Annotated in this window: 19 protein-coding genes; 6 read left to right on the top strand and 13 right to left on the bottom strand. The window is 67.6% G+C overall.

Annotation, left to right across the window (positions count from 1 at the left end; all coding sequences use genetic code 11):
• The first annotated feature begins 46 nt into the window (after positions 1-46).
• Positions 47-547, top strand: coding sequence for a nucleoside deaminase (locus ACIA8C_RS28990; RefSeq protein ID WP_397140075.1), 501 nt, complete (start codon positions 47-49; stop codon positions 545-547).
• On the top strand, positions 547-1,506 hold the full coding sequence (locus tag ACIA8C_RS28985; RefSeq protein WP_397140073.1) for an isopenicillin N synthase family dioxygenase: 960 nt from the start codon (positions 547-549) through the stop codon (positions 1,504-1,506). Before ACIA8C_RS28990 ends, ACIA8C_RS28985 begins: the two co-directional genes overlap by 1 nt.
• A gap of 40 nt (positions 1,507-1,546) precedes the next feature.
• Here ACIA8C_RS28985 and ACIA8C_RS28980 read toward each other — a convergent pair whose 3' ends face one another.
• Positions 1,547-2,845 (bottom strand): DoxX family protein, encoded by a 1,299-nt coding sequence (locus ACIA8C_RS28980; protein ID WP_397140071.1) that lies wholly within the window; start codon positions 2,843-2,845, stop codon positions 1,547-1,549.
• A 419-nt stretch (positions 2,846-3,264) separates the two neighbouring features.
• On the opposite strand from ACIA8C_RS28980, the gene ACIA8C_RS28975 reads away from it, so the two are divergent.
• Positions 3,265-4,395 (top strand): phosphotransferase family protein, encoded by a 1,131-nt coding sequence (locus ACIA8C_RS28975; RefSeq protein ID WP_397140069.1) that lies wholly within the window; start codon positions 3,265-3,267, stop codon positions 4,393-4,395.
• An 8-nt stretch (positions 4,396-4,403) separates the two neighbouring features.
• The gene (locus tag ACIA8C_RS28970; protein ID WP_397140067.1) at positions 4,404-5,501 is read left to right on the top strand and encodes a hypothetical protein; all 1,098 of its coding nucleotides are present in this window, start codon (positions 4,404-4,406) and stop codon (positions 5,499-5,501) included.
• Between the two features lies 1 nt (position 5,502).
• Here ACIA8C_RS28970 and ACIA8C_RS28965 read toward each other — a convergent pair whose 3' ends face one another.
• From ACIA8C_RS28965 to mqo, 7 genes are all read right to left on the bottom strand, one after another.
• Entirely contained in the window at positions 5,503-5,871 is a 369-nt protein-coding gene (locus tag ACIA8C_RS28965) for a VOC family protein (protein WP_397140065.1), read from the bottom strand.
• A gap of 94 nt (positions 5,872-5,965) precedes the next feature.
• Positions 5,966-6,331, bottom strand: coding sequence for a cobalamin biosynthesis protein (locus tag ACIA8C_RS28960; protein WP_397140063.1), 366 nt, complete (start codon positions 6,329-6,331; stop codon positions 5,966-5,968).
• A complete protein-coding gene (locus tag ACIA8C_RS28955) occupies positions 6,324-7,766 on the bottom strand; it encodes a cobyrinate a,c-diamide synthase (RefSeq protein WP_397140061.1) in 1,443 nt (480 codons plus the stop codon). The genes ACIA8C_RS28960 and ACIA8C_RS28955 overlap by 8 nt, the downstream gene beginning before the upstream one ends.
• A 106-nt stretch (positions 7,767-7,872) precedes the next feature.
• Entirely contained in the window at positions 7,873-8,487 is a 615-nt protein-coding gene (gene cobO / locus ACIA8C_RS28950) for a cob(I)yrinic acid a,c-diamide adenosyltransferase (RefSeq protein WP_396992360.1), read from the bottom strand.
• Positions 8,488-8,703: 216 nt separating this feature from the next.
• A complete protein-coding gene (locus ACIA8C_RS28945; RefSeq protein ID WP_397140301.1) occupies positions 8,704-10,731 on the bottom strand; it encodes a magnesium chelatase subunit D family protein in 2,028 nt (675 codons plus the stop codon).
• A 126-nt stretch (positions 10,732-10,857) separates the two neighbouring features.
• The gene (locus tag ACIA8C_RS28940) at positions 10,858-11,307 is read right to left on the bottom strand and encodes a GNAT family N-acetyltransferase (protein WP_396992359.1); all 450 of its coding nucleotides are present in this window, start codon (positions 11,305-11,307) and stop codon (positions 10,858-10,860) included.
• Positions 11,308-11,325: 18 nt separating this feature from the next.
• A complete protein-coding gene (gene mqo, locus ACIA8C_RS28935; RefSeq protein ID WP_397140059.1) occupies positions 11,326-12,855 on the bottom strand; it encodes a malate dehydrogenase (quinone) in 1,530 nt (509 codons plus the stop codon).
• Between the two features lie 206 nt (positions 12,856-13,061).
• Here mqo and ACIA8C_RS28930 point away from each other — a divergent pair, with 206 nt between their 5' ends.
• Positions 13,062-14,126, top strand: a complete 1,065-nt coding sequence (locus tag ACIA8C_RS28930) for an alpha/beta hydrolase (RefSeq protein ID WP_397140057.1) — start codon at positions 13,062-13,064, stop codon at positions 14,124-14,126.
• Here the strand turns inward: ACIA8C_RS28930 and ACIA8C_RS28925 are convergent.
• The 5 genes from ACIA8C_RS28925 to map form a co-directional block, all read right to left on the bottom strand.
• On the bottom strand, positions 14,106-14,669 hold the full coding sequence (locus ACIA8C_RS28925) for an alpha/beta hydrolase (RefSeq protein WP_357378528.1): 564 nt from the start codon (positions 14,667-14,669) through the stop codon (positions 14,106-14,108). The genes ACIA8C_RS28930 and ACIA8C_RS28925 overlap by 21 nt on opposite strands.
• Positions 14,670-14,716: 47 nt before the next feature.
• Entirely contained in the window at positions 14,717-15,109 is a 393-nt protein-coding gene (locus ACIA8C_RS28920) for a PIN domain-containing protein (protein WP_150405688.1), read from the bottom strand.
• Entirely contained in the window at positions 15,106-15,399 is a 294-nt protein-coding gene (locus ACIA8C_RS28915) for an AbrB/MazE/SpoVT family DNA-binding domain-containing protein (RefSeq protein WP_397140055.1), read from the bottom strand. The genes ACIA8C_RS28920 and ACIA8C_RS28915 overlap by 4 nt, the downstream gene beginning before the upstream one ends.
• Before the next feature lie 97 nt (positions 15,400-15,496).
• A complete protein-coding gene (locus tag ACIA8C_RS28910; RefSeq protein WP_397140299.1) occupies positions 15,497-17,041 on the bottom strand; it encodes a cobyric acid synthase in 1,545 nt (514 codons plus the stop codon).
• 100 nt (positions 17,042-17,141) lie between these two features.
• Positions 17,142-18,005: a type I methionyl aminopeptidase gene (gene map, locus ACIA8C_RS28905; protein WP_397140053.1), complete on the bottom strand. Its 864-nt coding sequence runs from the start codon at positions 18,003-18,005 to the stop codon at positions 17,142-17,144.
• Between the two features lie 142 nt (positions 18,006-18,147).
• Here map and ACIA8C_RS28900 point away from each other — a divergent pair, with 142 nt between their 5' ends.
• Entirely contained in the window at positions 18,148-19,158 is a 1,011-nt protein-coding gene (locus tag ACIA8C_RS28900; RefSeq protein ID WP_397140051.1) for an LLM class flavin-dependent oxidoreductase, read from the top strand.
• Positions 19,159-19,163 lie beyond the last annotated feature (5 nt).

Here is a 19,163-nt window from a genome sequence, read left to right as displayed (position 1 = left end):
CGATCTGTACGTTGCGGTAAGGGCCGTTCCCTTGGAGGCTTGACCCATGACGCAGTCGATACCGGCACGACAACTGCTCCAGGTGGCCTACGACGAGGCGCAGCTCGGGCTCGCCGAGGGCGGCATCCCGATCGGCGCGGCACTGTTCGCCGCCGACGGCACGCTGCTCGGCCGCGGCCACAACCGCCGCGTGCAGTCCGGCGATCCCAGCATCCACGCGGAGACCGACGCCTTCCGCGCCGCGGGCCGCCGCCGTGACTACGGGTCGACGATCATGGTGACCACGCTGTCGCCGTGCTGGTACTGCAGCGGCCTGGTCCGCCAGTTCGGCATCGGCTCGGTGCTCGTCGGCGAATCGCAGACCTTCTACGGCGGCCACGACTGGCTGGCCGAGAACGGTGTCGCGGTAACGGTTCTGGAGGACGATCGGTGCGTCGAGATGATGACCAAGTTCATCACCGAGAACCGTGCGCTCTGGAACGAAGATATCGGCGTCGCCGATGAGGTCGAGGCACCTGACGTGCCGCAGCATGGAGTGAGACGTTGATGAACGCGATCGCATCGATCGATCTGTCCTGGTGGCGAACCGGCGGTGCCGCGGCCGCCGAGGTCGAGCGCGAGGTGGACGAGGGGTTGCGTCGCGCCGGGTTCCTGTTGGTCCACGGGCACGGTGTACCGGAGGGTCTGGCCGGGCAGGTGCGCGCGGCGGCGCGGCGGTTCTTCGCGCTGCCGGATGCGGTGAAGGAAAAGTACGCCGTCACGGTCGGTGGGCGCGGGTGGATCGGGCCGGGCAAGGAGGCCAACGGCTACGCCGAGGGCACCGAGACGCCGCCCGATCTGAAGGAGACCTTCGCCGTCGGCGCGGACACCGCGACCGGCGATCGACGGGTCGACGACGTCTGGTTCCTGCCCAACGTCTGGCCGGACGAGGTGCGCGAGCTGCGTGAATTGGCGACCGCCTACACCGCCGCCGTGCACACCCTTTCCGACGAATTACTCGCCCTGTTCGCGGCCGCACTTCACCTGCCCGCCAACCCATTTCAGGCCTTGGCCGCCCGCCCCACCTGGACCTGCAACATCAACCACTACCCGCCGATGACCGTGGTCGGCGCACCACAGCCCGGCCAGTTCCGGATCGGCCCGCACACCGATTTCGGCACCGTCACCGTGCTGGACCGCGAGCCCGGCGCGGGCGGCCTGCAGGTCTTCACCGAGGCGGAAGGCTGGGCCGACGCACCCTACGACCCCGCCGCCCTGACGGTGAATATCGGTGACCTGCTTGCCTATTGGAGCGGCGAACGCTGGCCGTCCGGGCGGCACCGGGTGCTCCCGCCGCAGGCGCAAGCGCCAGAGGAAGACCTGGTGTCGCTGATCTACTTCTACGAACTCGACCACGACGCCGTCGTCACCCCACTCGAACCACCGATCGGACGAGTAAGCGGCCTACCCCCGGTGGTCTCCGCGGACTTCCTGCGCACCCGCCTCGACGCCATCACGATCGGCTGAACACAACCGCACGCCCGTGGAGAGCGTGCGGCTGCGTTGGTCAGCTGAAGTGGGGGTAGTCCTGGACCCACTTGAACTCGGTGCCGCGCAACGGGAACGACTTCAGGTCCACCTGTTCGAGTGCGAGGGTCACGTGGTGGCCGTTGAGTTGGCCGTCCAGGTGCAACCGGTTCGGCGCGGGTTGGCTGTAGGTGAACGACGCGAGCTGGGTCGGCTGCGCTTGCGCGATACGCCCGGGCAAGGTGTCACCTGCCGCTTGGGACACCGTGAGGGTGTGTGCCTGGCTGTCGACGGCACCGACCACCGGCACCAGCGTGCCGTCCATCTTCTGATAGGTCATGCCGCCGATGTCGAAAACCACCCGCTGCCAACGGTCCTGGTCGGTGGTCAGCGGCGGGAGCGGCTGACCGTCCTGACTGAACTCCGACACCGTCCAGATCCCGTACAGCGCGGGCTTCGCGGCGCCGCCACTTTCGTTCCAGAACTCCATCCCTTGTTGCACTTGGCCGAGCAGCACCCACACGGCGAGCACCGCCTGCACACCGGCCGCGATCAGCCGGACGCGACGCGAACGGAACGGATCAGGCTGGGTGGCAGGATCCGACGACCGTTGCAGCACAAGCACGTTCGCCAGCCGCCCGGCCTGCGGCGCGAGCAGCACCAGCGAGATCAGCATGAGGTGACCGGCCAGGATCTTCACCGGCACATCGAAGGTCATGTTCAGGATGAACACCTGCATCATGCTCACCAGGCTGATCATCGCGCCGAGCGTCGCGGTCCGCGGCAGGAACAGCAGCAGGCCGCCGAGCACTTCCGCGCAGCCGAGCAGGATCTCGTAGACGGGCGAACTACCGACCTGCATCCAGAGGACGGCCGCCGGGGTGAAGTCGCCGTACTGGGTGAGCAGGGTGGCCAGTGGCGGCTGCGGCATCTGGGACGGAATGACCTTGGCCATGCCGTAGAAGAGCATTTGGCCGCCGAGGCACAGTCGCAGGAAGAGCAGGTACCAGGCGAGCAACCGCGGATAGTTCGGGCGATGGCGATCCAGCGCGGTCCACAGCACCGTCGCCAGCACGGCGACTACCAGGATGCTGAACAGGAATACCCAGATGATCGCCTGGTCGCCGCTGCCGGAATCCAGGTGCAGCGCAACGTCCGCGTCGAAGACCTGCCGCCCGACCCATTCCCAGACCGGGCTCAACGGATACAGGAATCCATTGATCGCGCGTTCGGGGAGCTTCGGACCGAGCACCCCGGCGTACACGAACAAGAACTGCGGAAATATCAGGCAGAACAGCCCGAAATAGGTGAAGCAGAACCGGAAGGCGATGCGGGTCAACAGGTTCCACCTCGAGTCCGCACTCTTGAGGTCCGAGGCTGGTGCGGCACTGTGCCGATCGACCGACTCCGTACTGACAGCACTCAAAACGAACCCTCCCGATCCGAACACTCTTGACGAACCGACGGTATCGAGGGTCACGGTGCGCAGACCTCCAGGAAATCCCTGGTCTTTGCCTCCCTCATCAGTCGTACGTGCCAGCCACACCTAGCCGGTGGTGCCAGCAGGCACAGGGCGAGCGCAGGCGCGGTACTCCCATGTCAAGGCCCGGTTCCGGCTAGTGAGCGGGTTCGCCGAACCTCGATCTTTTCCGCCCACGGCCCGACTGGAACGAGTTACTGTCGCGTATCGCGGCGGACCGCCGCCGATGTGGGCTGTGCGCAGGCACGCCCGCGCTTCATGGCGTCAGGAGGACAACGATGGCCGAAGATCCGGATCCCGCCAAGCGGCAGCAGCTGACCGTGAGCGAGCGCGATCTCGACGTGCTCGCCGAGGACTTGGCGCGCTGGCTGGATTCGAGGGTCTCCGCCGATCATCCGCCCAAGGTCGCCAACTTGTCGCGCCCGCAGGCGGGCGGGATGTCGAGCACATCCATCCTTTTCGATGCCGAGTGGAGCGTGGACGGGCGGCACGAGAGCGGGTCGTTCGTCGCCAGGATGGCGCCGGAGACCGGGTCGTTCCCGGTGTTCGAGACCTACGATCTGGCCACCCAGTACCACGTGATGGCAGGCGTCGCCGCGGCCACCGACGTGCCGGTGCCGGGGCTGTGCTGGCTCGAAGAGGACGAGAAGGCACTCGGCACACCGTTTTTCGTGATGAAACGGGTCGACGGACGCGTCCCGACGGACAACCCGCCGTACGTGTTCATCGGCTGGCTGTTCGACGCGACCGCGGCGGAACGCGCGCAGCTCACCGCGAACACCGTCGAGGTGATTGCGAAGGTGCACGCCATTCCGGATCCGGCGGTTCACTTCCCGGCCCTGCGCGGGCCGGGCCAGTCGCTGCGCAGGCACGTCGAGGCCCAGAAGGCTTGGTACCGCTGGGCTTTGGCCGACGACGGTTTCGAGATTCCGCTGCTCGAGCGGGCTTTCGCCTGGCTCGACGAGAACTGGCCCGCCGATCCCGGACCGGACGTGCTCAGCTGGGGTGACGCGCGGCCCGGCAACATCATCTACCGCGACTTCGAGCCCGCGGCGGTGCTGGACTGGGAGATGGCCGCGCTTGGTCCGCGCGAACTCGACGTCGCCTGGGTGATCTTCATCCACCGGTTCTTCCAGGACATCGCCACCCGGTTCGATCAGCCTGGCCTGCCCGACTTCCTGCGCCGCGCCGACGTCGTCGCGAAATACGAAGAGCTGACCGGTCATTCGGTGCGGAACCTGGATTGGCACATCGTCTACGCCGCGCTGCGGCACGGCATCGTGATGGCCAGGGTGAAGCGCCGGATGATCCATTTCGGCGAGGACACCGACACCCCGGACCGGGACGACTATGTGATGCACCGAGCCAGCCTGGAGCGGCTGCTCGATGGAACCTACGAGTGGGATTGAGATAAGCCATGCCAGTTCCGTTGGACGAGTACCCAATTCATCAGACCGGACTATCGCTGGCCCGGGTGGCCAGCAGCGACCGGAACTTCTATGACCGAAGCTATTTCAACGGTCACAATCGCGACGGCGGCACCTTCTTCATCACCGGGTTCGGGGTGTACCCGAACCTCGGCGTGACCGACGCCTACGCCCTCGTCCGCCGCGGCGACGTGCAGCGCAGTGTCCGCTTCTCCGACGCGCTCGGTGAGCGCGGCCTTGAGCAGCGGGTCGGCGGCTATCGCATCGAGGTGGTCGAGCCGCTGCAGCGACTCCGGGTGATTTGCGAGCACGACGAGCTGTCCTTCGATCTCACCTGGGAGGGCGCCTTCCCCACCGTCCAGGAGCAGCCGCACCTGATCTTGTCGGGCAATCGGCCGATCATCGAGGCGAGCCGGTTCGCCCAGGTCGGCTCGTGGGCGGGGACGCTGCACGTCGACGGGGACGACATCACCGTCGACCCGGCCGTGTGGACCGGCACCAGGGATCGGTCGTGGGGCATCCGCCCGGTCGGCGAGAGCGAGCCGCCCGGCCGGATGGCCAGTGAGCCGTCCGGCGGCTTCTGGTGGATGTATGTGCCGCTGCGGTTCGACGATTTCGCGATCGTGATCATCGTGCAGGAGGAGCCGGACGGCAAGCGCACGTTGAACGATGCCGTGCGGATCTGGCCGGACGGGCGCACCGAGCAGCTCGGCTGGCCGCGCATCTCGATCGATTACCGTTCCGGCACCAGGATTCCGGTCGGCGCGCGGCTCGAACTGACCACGCCGGACGGGAAGCCGCTGGAGATCGAGGTGACCACGGGCACCAATGTGCCGCTGCATGTCGGTTGCGGGTACGGCGGCGATCCGGACTGGCTGCACGGCCAGTGGAAGGGGCGCGACTGGTCGTCGTCCAGCACGTACGACCTGACCGACCCGGCCATCGCCGCCCGAATTCCCTACGGCGTCATCGATCACGTGGCCCACGCCCGCTGCGGCGACGCCGAGGGCTGGGGCCTGTTCGAGCACGCCAGCCTCGGACGGCACGATCCCACCGGCTTCGCCGACTGGGGTTCGGTCGCGCCGTAGGTCAGTACGCGGGCCGGGCCAGCTCGGGGCGCTTGAGGTAGTCGGTCAGGCCGATGACATTGCCCCATGGATCGGACACCTCGACACTCCACCCGGTCGCGACTTCGAAGGGCGCGGTGACCATTTCGGCACCGCGCTCTTCGAGCTCCGCCGCGGCCGCCTGCGCGTCGGGCACCTCGAGCCAGACCCGCATGGCGGGGGGAGCCCCCTGGCCTGCGGCCGGGTCGACCATCGCCATGATGCCCGGTGTTTCCGCCGCGACGCCGAACAGGGCGATCCCGCGCTCGGGCACCGTGAATCGCACCGAGAGCCCCAGCTGGTTCGCATAGAACTCCACCGCCGCGGCCAGGTCGCCCACGGGAACCAGCACGTTATCGATCCCTCGGATATCCACTCCGCTATCAAACCACTCGGTGACCGCGGGTTCACCTGATTCAGGGCGGCGGGGTCGCCAGGCATCGCGCTCAGCCCGGGATGCGCTGTGCCGCTGCGATAACCACGCCTTGCACAGTTTGCTTGGGCACAACCAGGGTGCCGCCACCGGCCGCGAGGATGGCCGCTGCCTCGGCGACACTCGCCGTGCCCACCGCGGCGGCGGTTCGCGGATCCGGGTTCGGCACAGGCACTTCGGCCAGTTCCGCGGCGGTGTAGGTCTGTATCGGCACGCCCAGTTCAGCTGCCGCTTCTAGCAGTCCCGGCTCGGCGACGCGTCGATCGATGGTCGCCAGGCAGCTGATCTCGTTGCAGCCCAACACCTTACGTACCCCCGCCAAGATCAGATCAGCGGAAGTGTCCGGGCGTAGGCCCACTCCGACAACGAGGTCAGCCACTGCACACCCTGGCAGCGGCGGCTGCGACGAATCGGGTTGTGGCTTCGGGGTTTCCGGCGGGGTGGGTGTGCAGGTAGGAGGCGTGCACTTGGTGAACTAGTGCGCCCTCCCTCATCCGCGTACCGTCGTTGCCGTGCCAACCCCAGGCGGGGGTGTCCGTGCCGGTGACGACCAGGCGAGTGCGATGGAATTCGTGCCCACGGACGCGTTCCCCGGCGCGCCACAGCGGGGAATCCGCCAGCGCCACCGCGTCTCGGTAGCCGAGGGTCAGGCGTGGGCCGAATTCGGCGTCGGCGTCGATCACCCCGGCCATGGGATGGCCGTCGAGTGAGCGTGTCAGGTACAGCAATCCCGCACATTCCGCATGCACCGGCATCCCCCGCCCGGCCTGCTCCGCCACGGCTCTCAGCAAGGCGGTATTCGCCGCCAGTTCCGCCGCGTGCTCCTCCGGAAAACCGCCGGGGAGCACTAAACCTGCTGTACCGCTCGGCAATTCGTCTCGTAGCGGATCGAACACCGCCACCTGTGCTCCGGCAGCCAGCAATAGCTCGCGGTGCTCCGCATAGCCGAATGTGAAGGCGGGGCCACCGGCCATCGCGATCAACGGGCCCGAGCGGGTGTCGTTCCACCCGGTCGCGCCCCGAGTCGAGTTGTCCGTCTCCGCCTGCGCGGCGACATCGGGACCGTGCGCCTCGGCAACCGGGTCCCAGGCCGGGCCTGCCGCGGTCGAACGCGCCAGCGCGGCAATGGCGGGCAGATCTACATGGGCCGCCACCAGATCCGTCATCGCTGACACGGCGGCGGTCGCGGCGGCCCCGTGCTCCACCGCGGGGATCAGCCCGAGATGCCGCGAGGGCACCTCCAATTCGGCCAGCCGCGGCAGCGAGCCGAGCACCGGCAATCCGACCCGATCGCACGCCGCCCGCAGCACCTGGTCATGCCGTTCGCTGCCAACCCTGTTCAGGATCACCCCGCCGAGCCGAACACTGCTGTCGAAGGTCGCGAAACCATGCAGCAGCGCCGCCAAACTCTGGCTGTGCCCGCGCGCGTCGACCACCAACACGACGGGCGCGCCGAGCAGACTCGCGACCTGCGCGGTGGACCCTTCGGCGACAGGACCGACATGGTTCTCATCGATGCGGCCGTCGAACAGCCCCATCACCCCCTCGACCACCGCCAGGTCACACTCTCGCGCACCGTGCTGATACAGCGGCACCACACGTTCCGCCCCAACGAGCACCGGATCGAGATTGCGTCCCGGCCGCCCCGCCGCCAACCCGTGATACCCCGGATCGATGTAATCCGGCCCCACCTTGAACGGCGCAACCCGATGCCCAACCCGCCTCAACGCCCCGATCAACCCCGTCGCCACCGTGGTCTTCCCACTCCCCGAAGCGGGCGCGGCGATCACCACAGCAGGCACCCCCGCACTCACCGGCCACCCCCCGCCCGACCGCGGCGGAATCCGCACTCCCTCTCGGGATCCGCACCGACCCTAGGGCCCCATACCGGGTGCGGATCCCGAGAAAAGGTGCGGGAGTTCACCATTCGATGCCTCGTTGACCCTTGCGGCCCGCGTCCATGGGGTGCTTGAGTTTGGTCATTTCGGTGACTAGGTCGGCGGCGTCGATGAGGGCCTGGGGGGCGTCGCGGCCGGTGATGACCACGTGTTGGTTGCCGGGGCGGTTGGTGAGGGTGTCCACGACCTCGTCGAGGTCGACCCAGCCCCATTTGAGCGGGTAGGTGAATTCGTCGAGGACATAGAAACGGTGCTGTTCGTCCTTCAGTCTGCGGGCGATCTCCTGCCACCCGGCCAGCGCGGCGGCGGCGTGGTCCTCGTCGGTGCCCGGCTTGCGGGTCCAGGACCAGCCTTCGCCCATCTTGTGCCATTCGACCGCGCCGCCCGCGCCGGTCTGCTCGTGCAGGGTGCCGAGGGTGCGGAAGGCGGCCTCCTCCCCCACCTTCCATTTGGCGCTCTTCACGAACTGGAACACCGCGACATCGAAACCCTGGTTCCAGGCGCGCAGCGCCATCCCGAACGCCGCGGTCGACTTGCCCTTGCCCGGGCCGGTATGGACCGCGAGCACCGGCTGATTCCGTCGCTGGCGCGTGGTGAGTCCGTCGTCGGGCACGGTCTCCGGAACACCCTTAGGCATCGAATCTCCTTGTCAGTCCACGACTCGTCGTCGAGCCGCTTACATCGTCGCGCCGATCCACCGACCGGTCCTCGCCAGCACCCTGACCGAACAGCAAGCGACCCACAACTACTCGAACGGTGCGCCTGACCGCTTCGATGCACGGGTGTCAGCCACCGACGCCGGTCTCGCGGCCGCCGAACTCCCACGTAATGACGCCCGGCCACCAGCCGCGCATCAAGCCGCGCGCACCGACGTCGACCGCCCAGCCCCCGCGCGCACCACGTCGGCGACCGAATCTCCGGTCAGCTCAGCCAACCTCAGGTACCCACCGCGCAGTTCGCGCGCCAGCTCGGCCGCGAGACCGAGCCGGATCATTCCGCGCTCGCAGTCGACCACGATCGAGGTGACTCGATCGTTCGCGAGCCGGGCAGCCGCCGCACGGGCGCGCGGCAGCGGGTCCACCCCGCCCGTGGCACGACCGTCGGTGAGCAGCACCAGCATCGGGCGACGACGCGGGTCGCGGACCCGCTCCCGCAGCACGATCTCGCGTGCCTTCAACAGCCCCGCGGCGAGCGGCGTCTTGCCGCCGGTGCGCATTGCCGACAGCCGGCGCACGGCGATATCGACCGAAGAAGTCGGCGGCAGCACAAGTTCGGCGTCCTGCCCACGCACCGTGATGACCGCGACCTTGTCGCGCCGCTGGTAGGAATCGCGGAGCAATGTGACGACCGCGCCGGTGACGGCGGACAGCCGATCCCTGGACGCCATCGACCCGGAAGCATCGACCACGAAAACGACCAGATTGCCTTCGCGCCCTTCGCGATACGCGCCACGCAGGTCCTCGGCAGCCAACTTCAGCGGGCCATCACCCCGGCCACGCGACCATTGATGCGGCGCGGCGGCGAACACGGTGCCTAGCAGGTGCAGACCGGTAGCGGTATCGGTGCTGGGACGAACGACCCGGCCGTGCCGCGACTCGGCGCGCGAGCGGCGACCGGGAGCTCCTTCACCGATGCCGGGCACTTCCCAGCGCGGCGCCGACGCGGCAGCGGAAGCCGGTGTGCCACTGCGTCCTTCGCGAGCGCTCGGCCGCTGCCCGCTGCCGGGACCGTCGGGCGGGGAGTCCGGGTCATCGTCCGGGTTCTGATCCCCGTCAGCGGCGGACTGATCGGTGCCGAAATCCTCGGACTCCGGCTGATTCGCCCGCTCCGGCCCCTGCTCGCTCGACTCGAATTCGTCTGTGTCGCTGGGCGACTGCGCCTCGCGGTCCACTTCCTCGGCGGCCTCGCGCATCGCGTCGTCGAGCTGGTCCTCGCTGATTCCCGGCTCGTCGAACGGATCACGCCGACGCCGATGCGGCAGCGCGAGTTCGGCGGCGATCCGCACATCCTCCTCGGTGACCGCGTCCGCGCCACGCCACGCGGCGTGTGCCGTCGCGGTCCGCGCGACCACCAGGTCCGCGCGCATGCCGTCGACGTCGAATGCGGCGCACAGCGCGGCAATTCGGCGCAATTCCCCGTCATCCAGCCCGACCTGCGCGACCCGATCCCGCGCACCGAGGATGCGCTCGGCGACCGCCCGGTCCTCGGCGGCGTAGCTCTCGGCGAACCCCGCCGGATCGGCTTCGTAGTCGAGGCGTCGCCGCACCACCGACATCCGGACGTCCACGTTGCGCGAGGCCGCCACGTCGACGGTGAGCCCGAACCGGTCGAGCAGCTGCGGGCGCAGTTCACCCTCTTCCGGATTCATGGTGCCGACGAGCACGAAACGTGCCGGATGCGAATGCGAGACGCCGTCGCGCTCGATGTGCACCCGGCCCATCGCCGCGGCATCGAGCAGCACGTCGACCAGGTGGTCGTGCAGCAGGTTGACCTCGTCGACGTAGAGCACGCCGTGATGCGCGGCCGCCAGCAGGCCGGGCCGGAACGCCTGCTCGCCGTCGCGCAGCACCCGCTCCAGATCGAGCGAGCCGACCACGCGATCCTCGGTGGCGCCGACGGGCAGCTCGACGAGCCGCGCGGGCCGCGCACCGGTCTCGTCCACCACCGGCGGCAGCAACTGTGCCAGCGCGCGCACCACGGTCGACTTCGCGGTGCCCTTCTCGCCGCGCACCAGCACACCGCCGATGCCGGGGTGTACCGCGCACAGGATCAGCGCCAGTTGCAGTCGCTCCTGACCGACCACGGCGGAGAACGGAAAACCGGCTTCCCCGTCGCCCGCCGGACGCGTGCGTGATCCGGTCGGCGAGTGCGGCGACGGCACTGTTTCGGCATGGGACAAAGACACGCCCCAACTCTATGCGCGCTCGCCCCGCCCACCGACGCTGCCCTGCCCCGAACAGCCAACCGCCCTCGTCGCAGGTCTGCAACGAGGGCGGCGGCCGGACGATCACCCTTTGCGCATCGGAATGTGCAGAATCCCGTCTTCGTCGAATTCCTCGCCGTCGGGCTTGAACCCGTGCTTGGCGTACATGTCGACCAGATAGGTCTGCGCGTTCAACCGCACGGTCGCCGAGCCGACCTCGGCGAGCGCGGCCTGCAGCAAGCGGGTGGTGTAGCCGTGGCCACGTGCCGGGACAACGGTGCAGAGGCGGCCGATGCGGAAGGACTTCACCCCGTCCTCGTGCTCCTCCAGCAACCGCAGCGTGGCGATCACCTCACCCTCGTCATCGAGCCAGAAGTGCCGGGTCTCCGGCAACAGGTCGAGCCCGTCCAGTTCCGGATACGCGCACTTCTGCTCCACGACAAAGACTTCTACGCGAAGTTTCAACAGCTGATAGAGGGTGGCGTTGTCGAGATCCAACGCCCATGACCGTTTGAGAGCAACCGTTGACATCATCGCCTGTTGCTATCACACCTAGCGGTTTGCCGCGACCCCCGCGTGCTTGGGCGTGTTATCTGTGCCACCCGTCAGGTTCAGCGTCTTGGACGTCCAATCCCATACTTCGTGGAACAACGCCTGGTCCTCGGACAGCTTGACGCCCAGTGAGGGAATCATCTCCTTGAGCTTCGGCGTCCAAGCCTGGTACTCGGTGGGGAAGCAACGCTGCATCACGTCGAGCATCGCGGTGACACCCGTCGACGCACCCGGCGAGGCGCCGAGCAGACCCGCGATGGAGCCGTCCGCCGCGGCCACGACGGCGGTGCCGAATTCGAGCACGCCGCCCGCGCCCTTGCGCCGGATCACCTGCACGCGCTGGCCTGCGGTGATCAGCTCCCAGTCCCGGCCGTCGGCGCGCGGGATGAACTCCTTGAGCGTGTCCACCTTGCCCGCCTCGGACTTGAGCAGCTCGCTCACCAGGTACTTGGTGAGCCCGAGCTCGGTGACGCCGACGCCGAGCAGCGAGAACAGGTTGTTCGGCTTCACCGACTTGAACAGATCGGTGAGCTTGCCCTCCTTGAGGAACTTCGGTGTCCAGCCCGCGTACGGGCCGAACAGCAGGCCGGGCACGCCCTTGATGACGCGAGTGTCCAAGTGCGGCACCGACATCGGCGGTGCGCCGACGGCGGCCTTGCCGTACACCTTGGCCTCGTGCTGCTGGATCAGGTCTGGGTTGGTGCAGCGGAAGAACTGACCGCTCACCGGGAAGCCGCCGAAGCCGTCGATCTCCTTGATGCCGGACTTCTGCAGCAGCGGCAGCGCGCCACCGCCCGCGCCGACGAAGACGAATTTGCTGATGAGCGTGCGGGTTTCGCGGGTGCGCAGGTTGCGCACCTTGACCAGCCATGACCCGTCGGACTGCTTGGACAGGTCGCGCACCTCGTGGCCGAAGGCCAGATCCGCGCCGCTGGCGCCGAGGTAGGCGAGCAGTTCCTTGGTGAGCGAGCCGAAGTCGATGTCGGTGCCGCCGTCGGTCCAGTTCAGCGCGACCGGATCGGAGTAGTCCCGACCGCGCGCCATCAGCGGGAGCCGACGCGCGAATTCGTCGGGGCTGTCGATGTACTCCATGCCCTCGAACAACGGATGCCGCGACAGCGCCTCGTAGCGCTTGCGCAGGTAGTCGACGTTGTCCGCGCCGTGCACGAAGCTCACGTGCGGAATCGGGTTGATGAACCTGGACGGGTCACCGAGGACGTTGTTCTCCACGGCGTAGGACCAGAACTGGCGCGACACCTGGAACCGCTCGTTGATGTCGATGGCCTTGCTGATGTCCACCGACCCGTCGGGGTTCTGCGGGCTGTAGTTCAGTTCGCACAGCGCGGAGTGTCCGGTGCCCGCGTTGTTCCACGGGTCGCTGCTCTCCGCCGACGCGGCATCGAGCCGCTCGAACAGGGAGATCGACCAATCGGGCTGCAGCTGGCGCAGCAGCGCACCGAGGGTGGCACTCATGATGCCGGCGCCGATGAGTACAACATCGGTCTTTTCAGTCATGGCAGCGTTCGGCACGGCTAGATCGACTTCCTTGTCCTTCTACGCGGGCCCACCGGGCGGGTGGACCTGCCTGGGCACGGTGCTTACGTGTTATTGCCTCGGTTCCGGTTCGTAAACCATGGCGGGAGCTAGGTTACCCGCCGTTCACCTAGCCCCAATTGTGCACCTCACCACGTCGATCCCCCGCGCCGAACCCGCCGAATGTGACCTAGATTGTGTATGTGACAAAGGAAACTTCACTTGCCGCTCCAATAACCGACACCCAGGGCGATGGCCAGTGGAAAGCCGATGTCCTCGGCGAGAAGTACCAGCAGCGCACGCTGAGTTTGGGCCCGGATCCCGACGGCGAAGGCGAGGCCGTTGCCACCCTGGTGCGCTATCTGCCCGGCGGAAAAGTCGAGGCCACCGCGGGGGCCGTGCTGTATGTGCACGGGTTCACCGACTACTTCTTTCAGGAACATCTCGCGGAGCATTTCGCGGCACAGGGGTACCAGTTCTACGCGCTGGATCTGCGAAAGTGCGGACGGTCACTGCGCGACGGGCAGACACCGCATTATGTGACCGATCTCGCACTGTATGACGCCGAGTTGAACGAGGCATTGCGAATCGTGCGCGAAGAGACCGGCGGGCCGATCGTTTTGAACGCGCATTCGACCGGCGGACTGATCCTGCCGCTGTGGCTGGATCGGCTCAACCGGACGGTCGGCACGGCAACGGCCGGTATCTCCGGCGTTGTACTCAACAGTCCCTGGTTCGATCTGCACGGGCCGTCCTACTACCGGACCGTCGGAACGCCGATCATCAAGGGAATCGGGCGTTTTCGGAAGATGTTCGAGCTGCCGAGCGCAAAGGTCAGCACCTACGGCGACAGCCTGCATCAGAGCGTGGCCGGCGAGTGGGACTACAACCTGGACTGGAAACCGTTGCACGGCTTCCCGGTTCGGTTCGGCTGGCTGCGGGCGATCCGCAACGGCCACGCGCAACTGCACGCCGGGCTCGACATCGGCGTTCCGTCGCTGATCCTGCGCTCCCGGATAACGAAGTTTGCCCGCCGCTACGGCCCCGCCGTCGACGTGGCCGACGCGGTGTTGGACGTCAAGCAGATTCAGCGCTGGTCGGGCTGCCTGGGCGACCGCACCAACATCGTGCCGATCGACGGCGCCAAGCACGACGTGTTCCTATCTTCGGCGGAGCCGCTCGCGCACGCCTTCGCCGAACTCGACAGCTGGCTGAAGTGGCTGACGGACTATCGAGCCGAGTCCAGCTCACCAGGTACTGGTGCGTAGCACGATCTCGGTGGCCAGCTCGTGGTCGGCCTCGGTCGCCACGTTGGTGACGTCGATGTCGACCACGCGGAACTCGCCGTAGACGAAGCGTCCGGAGGCGTCGGCCACCGAGCGCGGCAGGTTCTTGGTCACCAGCACCGTGGTCGGCAACTCCACTGGACGGACCGTAGCGTCGGCGACGGTCCCGTCCGGGCCGGGAGCCGCCGGATGGCCGTGATCGGCCACCACGAGGCTGATGAAGCGCCCGAAGCCGGCCGCGCAGGCCCGCCACGCCAGTTCCGCGCCGGTGCCGCGCGCGGCCACGTTCGCCCATGGCACGCCGATCTGGTCCAGGATCGCGGTGACGCCCGCGGCGTCGAGACCGTCGATCGACTCCAGCACGACGGTGCGCAGATCCGAATTGTGCAATCGAGCACATACCTGGTCGTAGACGTCCGCCGGGTCATTCGCGTCGGGCAACAGCAGCACGCTGTGCCGGGATTCCGGGCCGTCTACGCGCACGGTCCATGCCCGGTCGCCCACCGTGATCTGCCGAGATTTCATGCCGAATGACGCTACACGGCTCAGCTGAACGAAGTCCTGTCTTCGTGTCAGGCCAGTAGCCGCATACCGGCGCGTTCACCGGCGTTGTGGTCGAAGGTGACGGTGAGGTCGCAACCCGCCTCCTGGCCGAGTTGCTGGATGAGCGCGTCGGCGAAATCGGCGCCGTCGGCGGCCTGGCGCAGCGCCTGGCGCACGGTGTCGGCGCGTTCGACCACGATCTCGGTCGAGTCGAGCAGGCCGAGCAGCACGTCGGTGACCGCCTCCGGGTCCTGCTTGTAGCCGCGGCGCAGCACCCAGTGGATCTCGGCGAGCACGATCATCGTCACGTAGCCGGGCCTGCTCTCGCTGAGTCCGTCGATCACCTGATTGGCGCGCGCGGACTGCTCCGGATCGTCCTGGGTGAGGTATCGGATCAGCACATTGGCGTCCAGACCGATCATTTCTGCTTGCCTTCCACGACGTTTCCGGTGATCGCCTCGTTCATCTGCTCGAGGCCGATCGGCGAGCCGGACCAGCCGACTATGCCCTTGAGCGACTTGATGGTTCGGGTCTCCGGCACCAATTCGTAGGTGCCGTTGACGGTGGGCACGAAGGCGACCCTGACCCCGGCGCGCAGACCCATCGCGACCCGGACGTCGATCGGAATGGTGATCTGCCCCTTGCTGGTCACGGTCGCGGACACCACGTTTCCCGCCCTGCTGTTGGACTTCTTTTCTGCCACTTCGCTCACCGACCCGTGCTACTCCCACACCCATCGCCCCGTGCGCCTTACCCGGAGCCGAATTCCTTACTGAAAGGTAAGGGGCAGCGTACGTGGCGTCAACAGTTCAGGTACGCGAGATTGCCGAAGTGGGGAGCGCCTGGGTCGCCAGGGTGGGCAGATCGAGGGGCGCGCCGTCGGTGAGCAGGCGGTCGAGCCGGGCTAGATCGAGGTGATTCTCGATCAGGTCGGCAAGTAGATCGAGTTGGGTCGAGCGCACGGTGGCGACGGAAGTGTCTTCGGCGACAACGAAACCCGTGCGTCCGGCGGCCGCGGCCACCGAGCGGAGCCAACTGCGGCGGAATTCGTCCGATTCCAGCAGGCCGTGCAGGTGAGTGCCCCAGAGCGCTTCGCGCACACTGCCTTCCGGTTCCCCAGCGAGGTCGAGCCAGGATGGATCCGCATTCGTGGTTACTCGTCCGTGGTGGATCTCGTAGCCGTGCACCGGAATTCCCGTTGCGTCGTGACCGCTGGTGCGGCGCAGCACTTTCGGGTCGGCGAATTCGATCTCGACGTTGAGCAGGCCGAGTCCGTCGACCGAGCCCGCGCCCGACTCGATCGGGTCGATGATTCGCTTGCCGAGCATCTGGTAGCCACCGCAGATGCCGAGGATCGGCCCACCCGACGATGCCCGTGCGCGCAGGGCATCGGCAATCCCGGTGCGGCGCAACCATTCCAGGTCCGACACGGTCGCCTTGCTGCCGGGCAGCACCACGAGGTCGGCCCCGGCCAGCCGGGACGGCTCGCTCGCCCAGCGCACCGAAACCCCCGGCTCACAGGCCAGCGCCTCGATGTCGGTGGAGTTGGAGATGCGCGGCAGCCGGATGGCGGCGACGGTCAGCCACTCGCCGCCGACCGGCGGGCTCGGGCGACCGACCGGTGCGTCCGCCAGGGTGCTCAGGGAGTCTTCGGCGTCGATCCAGAGGTCCTCGGCGTACGGGAGCACGCCGAGGGTTGGCCGGCCGGTCAGCTCGGTCAGCCGGTCCAGGCCGGGACGCAGCAGTTCGACGTCGCCGCGGAACTTGTTGATCACGAATCCGGAAATAAGTTGCTGGTCTTCGGGTTCCAGGATGGCGACGGTGCCGAAGAGGTGGGCGAGCACACCGCCGCGATCGATATCGCCGACGAGCAGTACCGGAAGCCGGGCGGGTCGCGCGAGCCCCATGTTCGCCAGATCCGTTGCCCGCAGATTGATCTCGGCGGGCGAGCCGGCGCCCTCACAGATCACCACATCGAATTCGGCACGCAGCGAAGCGAGTTCGTCGGCGACCACCTCGCGCAGCCGCTGCCGGTGCTGGAAGTAGTCGCGTGCGCCGACCGTGCCGACCGCCCTACCCCGTACCACCAGCTGCGAGCGCCGATCGCTGCCCGGCTTCAACAGCACCGGGTTGAACCGCACGCTCGGCTCGAGCCCGCACGCCTGCGCCTGCAGTGCCTGCGCCCGCCCGATCTCGCCGCCGTCCAGGGTGACCACGGAGTTGTTCGACATGTTCTGCGCCTTGAACGGCGCAACCCGCACCCCGCGCCGCGCCAGCATCCGGCAGATGCCTGCCACCACAACGCTTTTGCCCGCGTCCGAGGTGGTCCCCGCGACGAGCAGCGCCCCCTTCACCGCGCCGACCGACAGCCGCACGCCTTCTGATGTTCCGCACCGGAATTCGCATGCGATTCCGGGTGCCGGAAATCAAGAGGCGTGCGGCTGGCGAGGTGCGTCACGGGAGGGTGAGAATTTCTGCGCCGGTGTCGGTGACCACCAGGGTGTGTTCGAACTGGGCGGTCCACTTGCGGTCCTTGGTGACCACGGTCCAGCCGTCGTTCCAGATCTCGTAGTCGATGCCGCCGAGGTTGATCATCGGCTCGATGGTGAAGGTCATGCCGGGTTCGATGATCGACTCGATGGCGGGCTGGTCGTAGTGCAGGATCACCAGGCCGCTGTGGAAGGTGGGGCCGACGCCGTGGCCGGTGAAGTCGCGGACCACGCCGTAGCCGAATCGGTTGGCGTAGGACTCGATGACGCGGCCGATCACGTTCAGCGCCCGGCCGGGCCGGACCGCCTTGATCGCCCGCAGCGTGGCCTCTTCGGTCCGCTCGACCAGCAGCCGGACGTCCTCGTCCACGTCGCCGGCCAGGTAGGTCTTGTTGGTGTCGCCGTGCACGCCGTGGATGTAGGCGGTGACGTCGATATTGACGATGTCGCCGTCCTCGATCACCGTCGAGTCCGGAATCCCGTGGCAGATCACCTCGTTCAGCGAGGTGCAGCAGGACTTCGGAAAGCCCTTGTAGCCCAACGTCGACGGGTACGCGCCGTGGTCGCACATGTACTCGTGCGCGATCCGGTCCAGCTCGTCGGTGGTGACGCCGGGCGCGACCGCCTTGCCCGCCTCCGCCAGCGCCTGCGCCGCGATCTTGCTCGCGATGCGCATCTTGTCGATCGTCTCTGCCGTCTGCACCCAGGGCTCACGTCCCTCGTTGACGGTCTTCTTCCACGCGTACTCCGGGCGCTCGATGGTGCGCGGAACCTCGCGGGTGGGTGACAGGGTGCCGGCGACGAGCGGCTTGCGAGTGCGGACAGACATAGCGAACAGCGTAATCGGACCCCGTCACGAGCGCTCGAGCGCCAGACCGACACGGCACCGGCGGCCAGGCGGAATACCTACGGACCATGGTCCGTTTACGGTATTGGTTGACATCGACACTACTGAAGAAAGAGGCTCGACCGTGGAATTGGGACTCACGACCTTCGCCGAGGTCTACCCGGTCGGCGACCGGCCCGCGCCGAGTGCGGCCGAGCGGTTGCGCCAGGTGGTCGAGGAAGCCGTCGCCACCGACCAGGCCGGACTGGACGTCTATGGCGTCGGCGAGCATCACCGCAAGGACTTCGCCGCCTCCTCGCCTGCCGTCGTCCTGGCCGCCATCGCGGCGCGGACCGAGAAGATCCAGCTGACCAGCGCGGTCACCGTGCTGAGCTCGGACGATCCGGTACGGGTGTACCAGGATTTTGCGACGCTGGACGGCCTGTCCAACGGACGCGCGGAGCTGATGGCCGGGCGCGGCTCCTTCACCGAGTCGTTTCCATTGTTCGGTTACGACCTGTCCGACTACGACGAGCTATTCGAAGAGAAGCTGGCCCTGCTGCTGCACATCCGCGACGACGAGCCGGTCACCTGGTCCGGCAAGTTCCGCGCGCCGCTGCGCGACGCGACCATTTACCCGCGCACCGACAACCGGCCACTGCCGGTTTGGATCGCGGTCGGCGGCAGCCCCGAATCGGTAATCCGCGCAGGCCTACTCGGCCTCCCGCTGGCCATCGCCATCATCGGCGGCCAACCCGCCCGCTTCAAGCCGCTGGTAGACCTGTACCACCGCGCCCTCGCCGAGGGCGGCCACGACAAGCAGCCGGTCGCCGTGCACGCGCACGGCTATATCGCCGACACCGAAGAACAAGCGGTCGCCGACTTCTACGAGCCCTACGCCCGAGCCATGAGCGTCATCGGCCGCGAACGCGGCTGGGGGCCGATGACACGGGCCCAATTCGACGGCCTCCGCGCGAAGGAAGGCTCCCTGTTCGTCGGCAACCCCGACTACGTCGCCGAAAAAATCGCCGACATCCGCGACACCCTCGGTCTGGACCGTTTCATGCTGCACACCAGCGTCGGCACGCTGCCGCACGAAAAGGTCCTGCACAACATCGAACTGCTCGGCGCCAAGGTCGCCCCGCAGGTCAGCTGAGTGGA

The sequence above is a fragment of the Nocardia sp. NPDC051321 genome (genome assembly GCF_044455225.1).
Lineage (GTDB): Bacteria > Actinomycetota > Actinomycetes > Mycobacteriales > Mycobacteriaceae > Nocardia.
The sequence above is the reverse complement of the archived record's forward strand: the minus strand, read 5'-3'. Positions and strand labels throughout refer to the sequence as shown.

Bases quoted from the DNA above. Each gene is read 5' to 3' on its own strand.
- ACIA8C_RS28970 (WP_397140067.1), top strand. From the start codon at position 4,404: ATGCCAGTTCCGTTGGACGAGTACCCAATTCATCAGACCGGACTATCG.
- ACIA8C_RS28940 (WP_396992359.1), bottom strand. From the start codon at position 11,307: ATGATGTCAACGGTTGCTCTCAAACGGTCATGGGCGTTGGATCTCGAC.
- map (WP_397140053.1), bottom strand. From the start codon at position 18,005: ATGTCTGTCCGCACTCGCAAGCCGCTCGTCGCCGGCACCCTGTCACCC.
- ACIA8C_RS28985 (WP_397140073.1), top strand. From the start codon at position 547: ATGAACGCGATCGCATCGATCGATCTGTCCTGGTGGCGAACCGGCGGT.
- ACIA8C_RS28990 (WP_397140075.1), top strand. From the start codon at position 47: ATGACGCAGTCGATACCGGCACGACAACTGCTCCAGGTGGCCTACGAC.
- cobO (WP_396992360.1), bottom strand. From the start codon at position 8,487: ATGCCTAAGGGTGTTCCGGAGACCGTGCCCGACGACGGACTCACCACG.
- ACIA8C_RS28975 (WP_397140069.1), top strand. From the start codon at position 3,265: ATGGCCGAAGATCCGGATCCCGCCAAGCGGCAGCAGCTGACCGTGAGC.
- ACIA8C_RS28920 (WP_150405688.1), bottom strand. From the start codon at position 15,109: ATGATCGGTCTGGACGCCAATGTGCTGATCCGATACCTCACCCAGGAC.
- ACIA8C_RS28925 (WP_357378528.1), bottom strand. From the start codon at position 14,669: ATGAAATCTCGGCAGATCACGGTGGGCGACCGGGCATGGACCGTGCGC.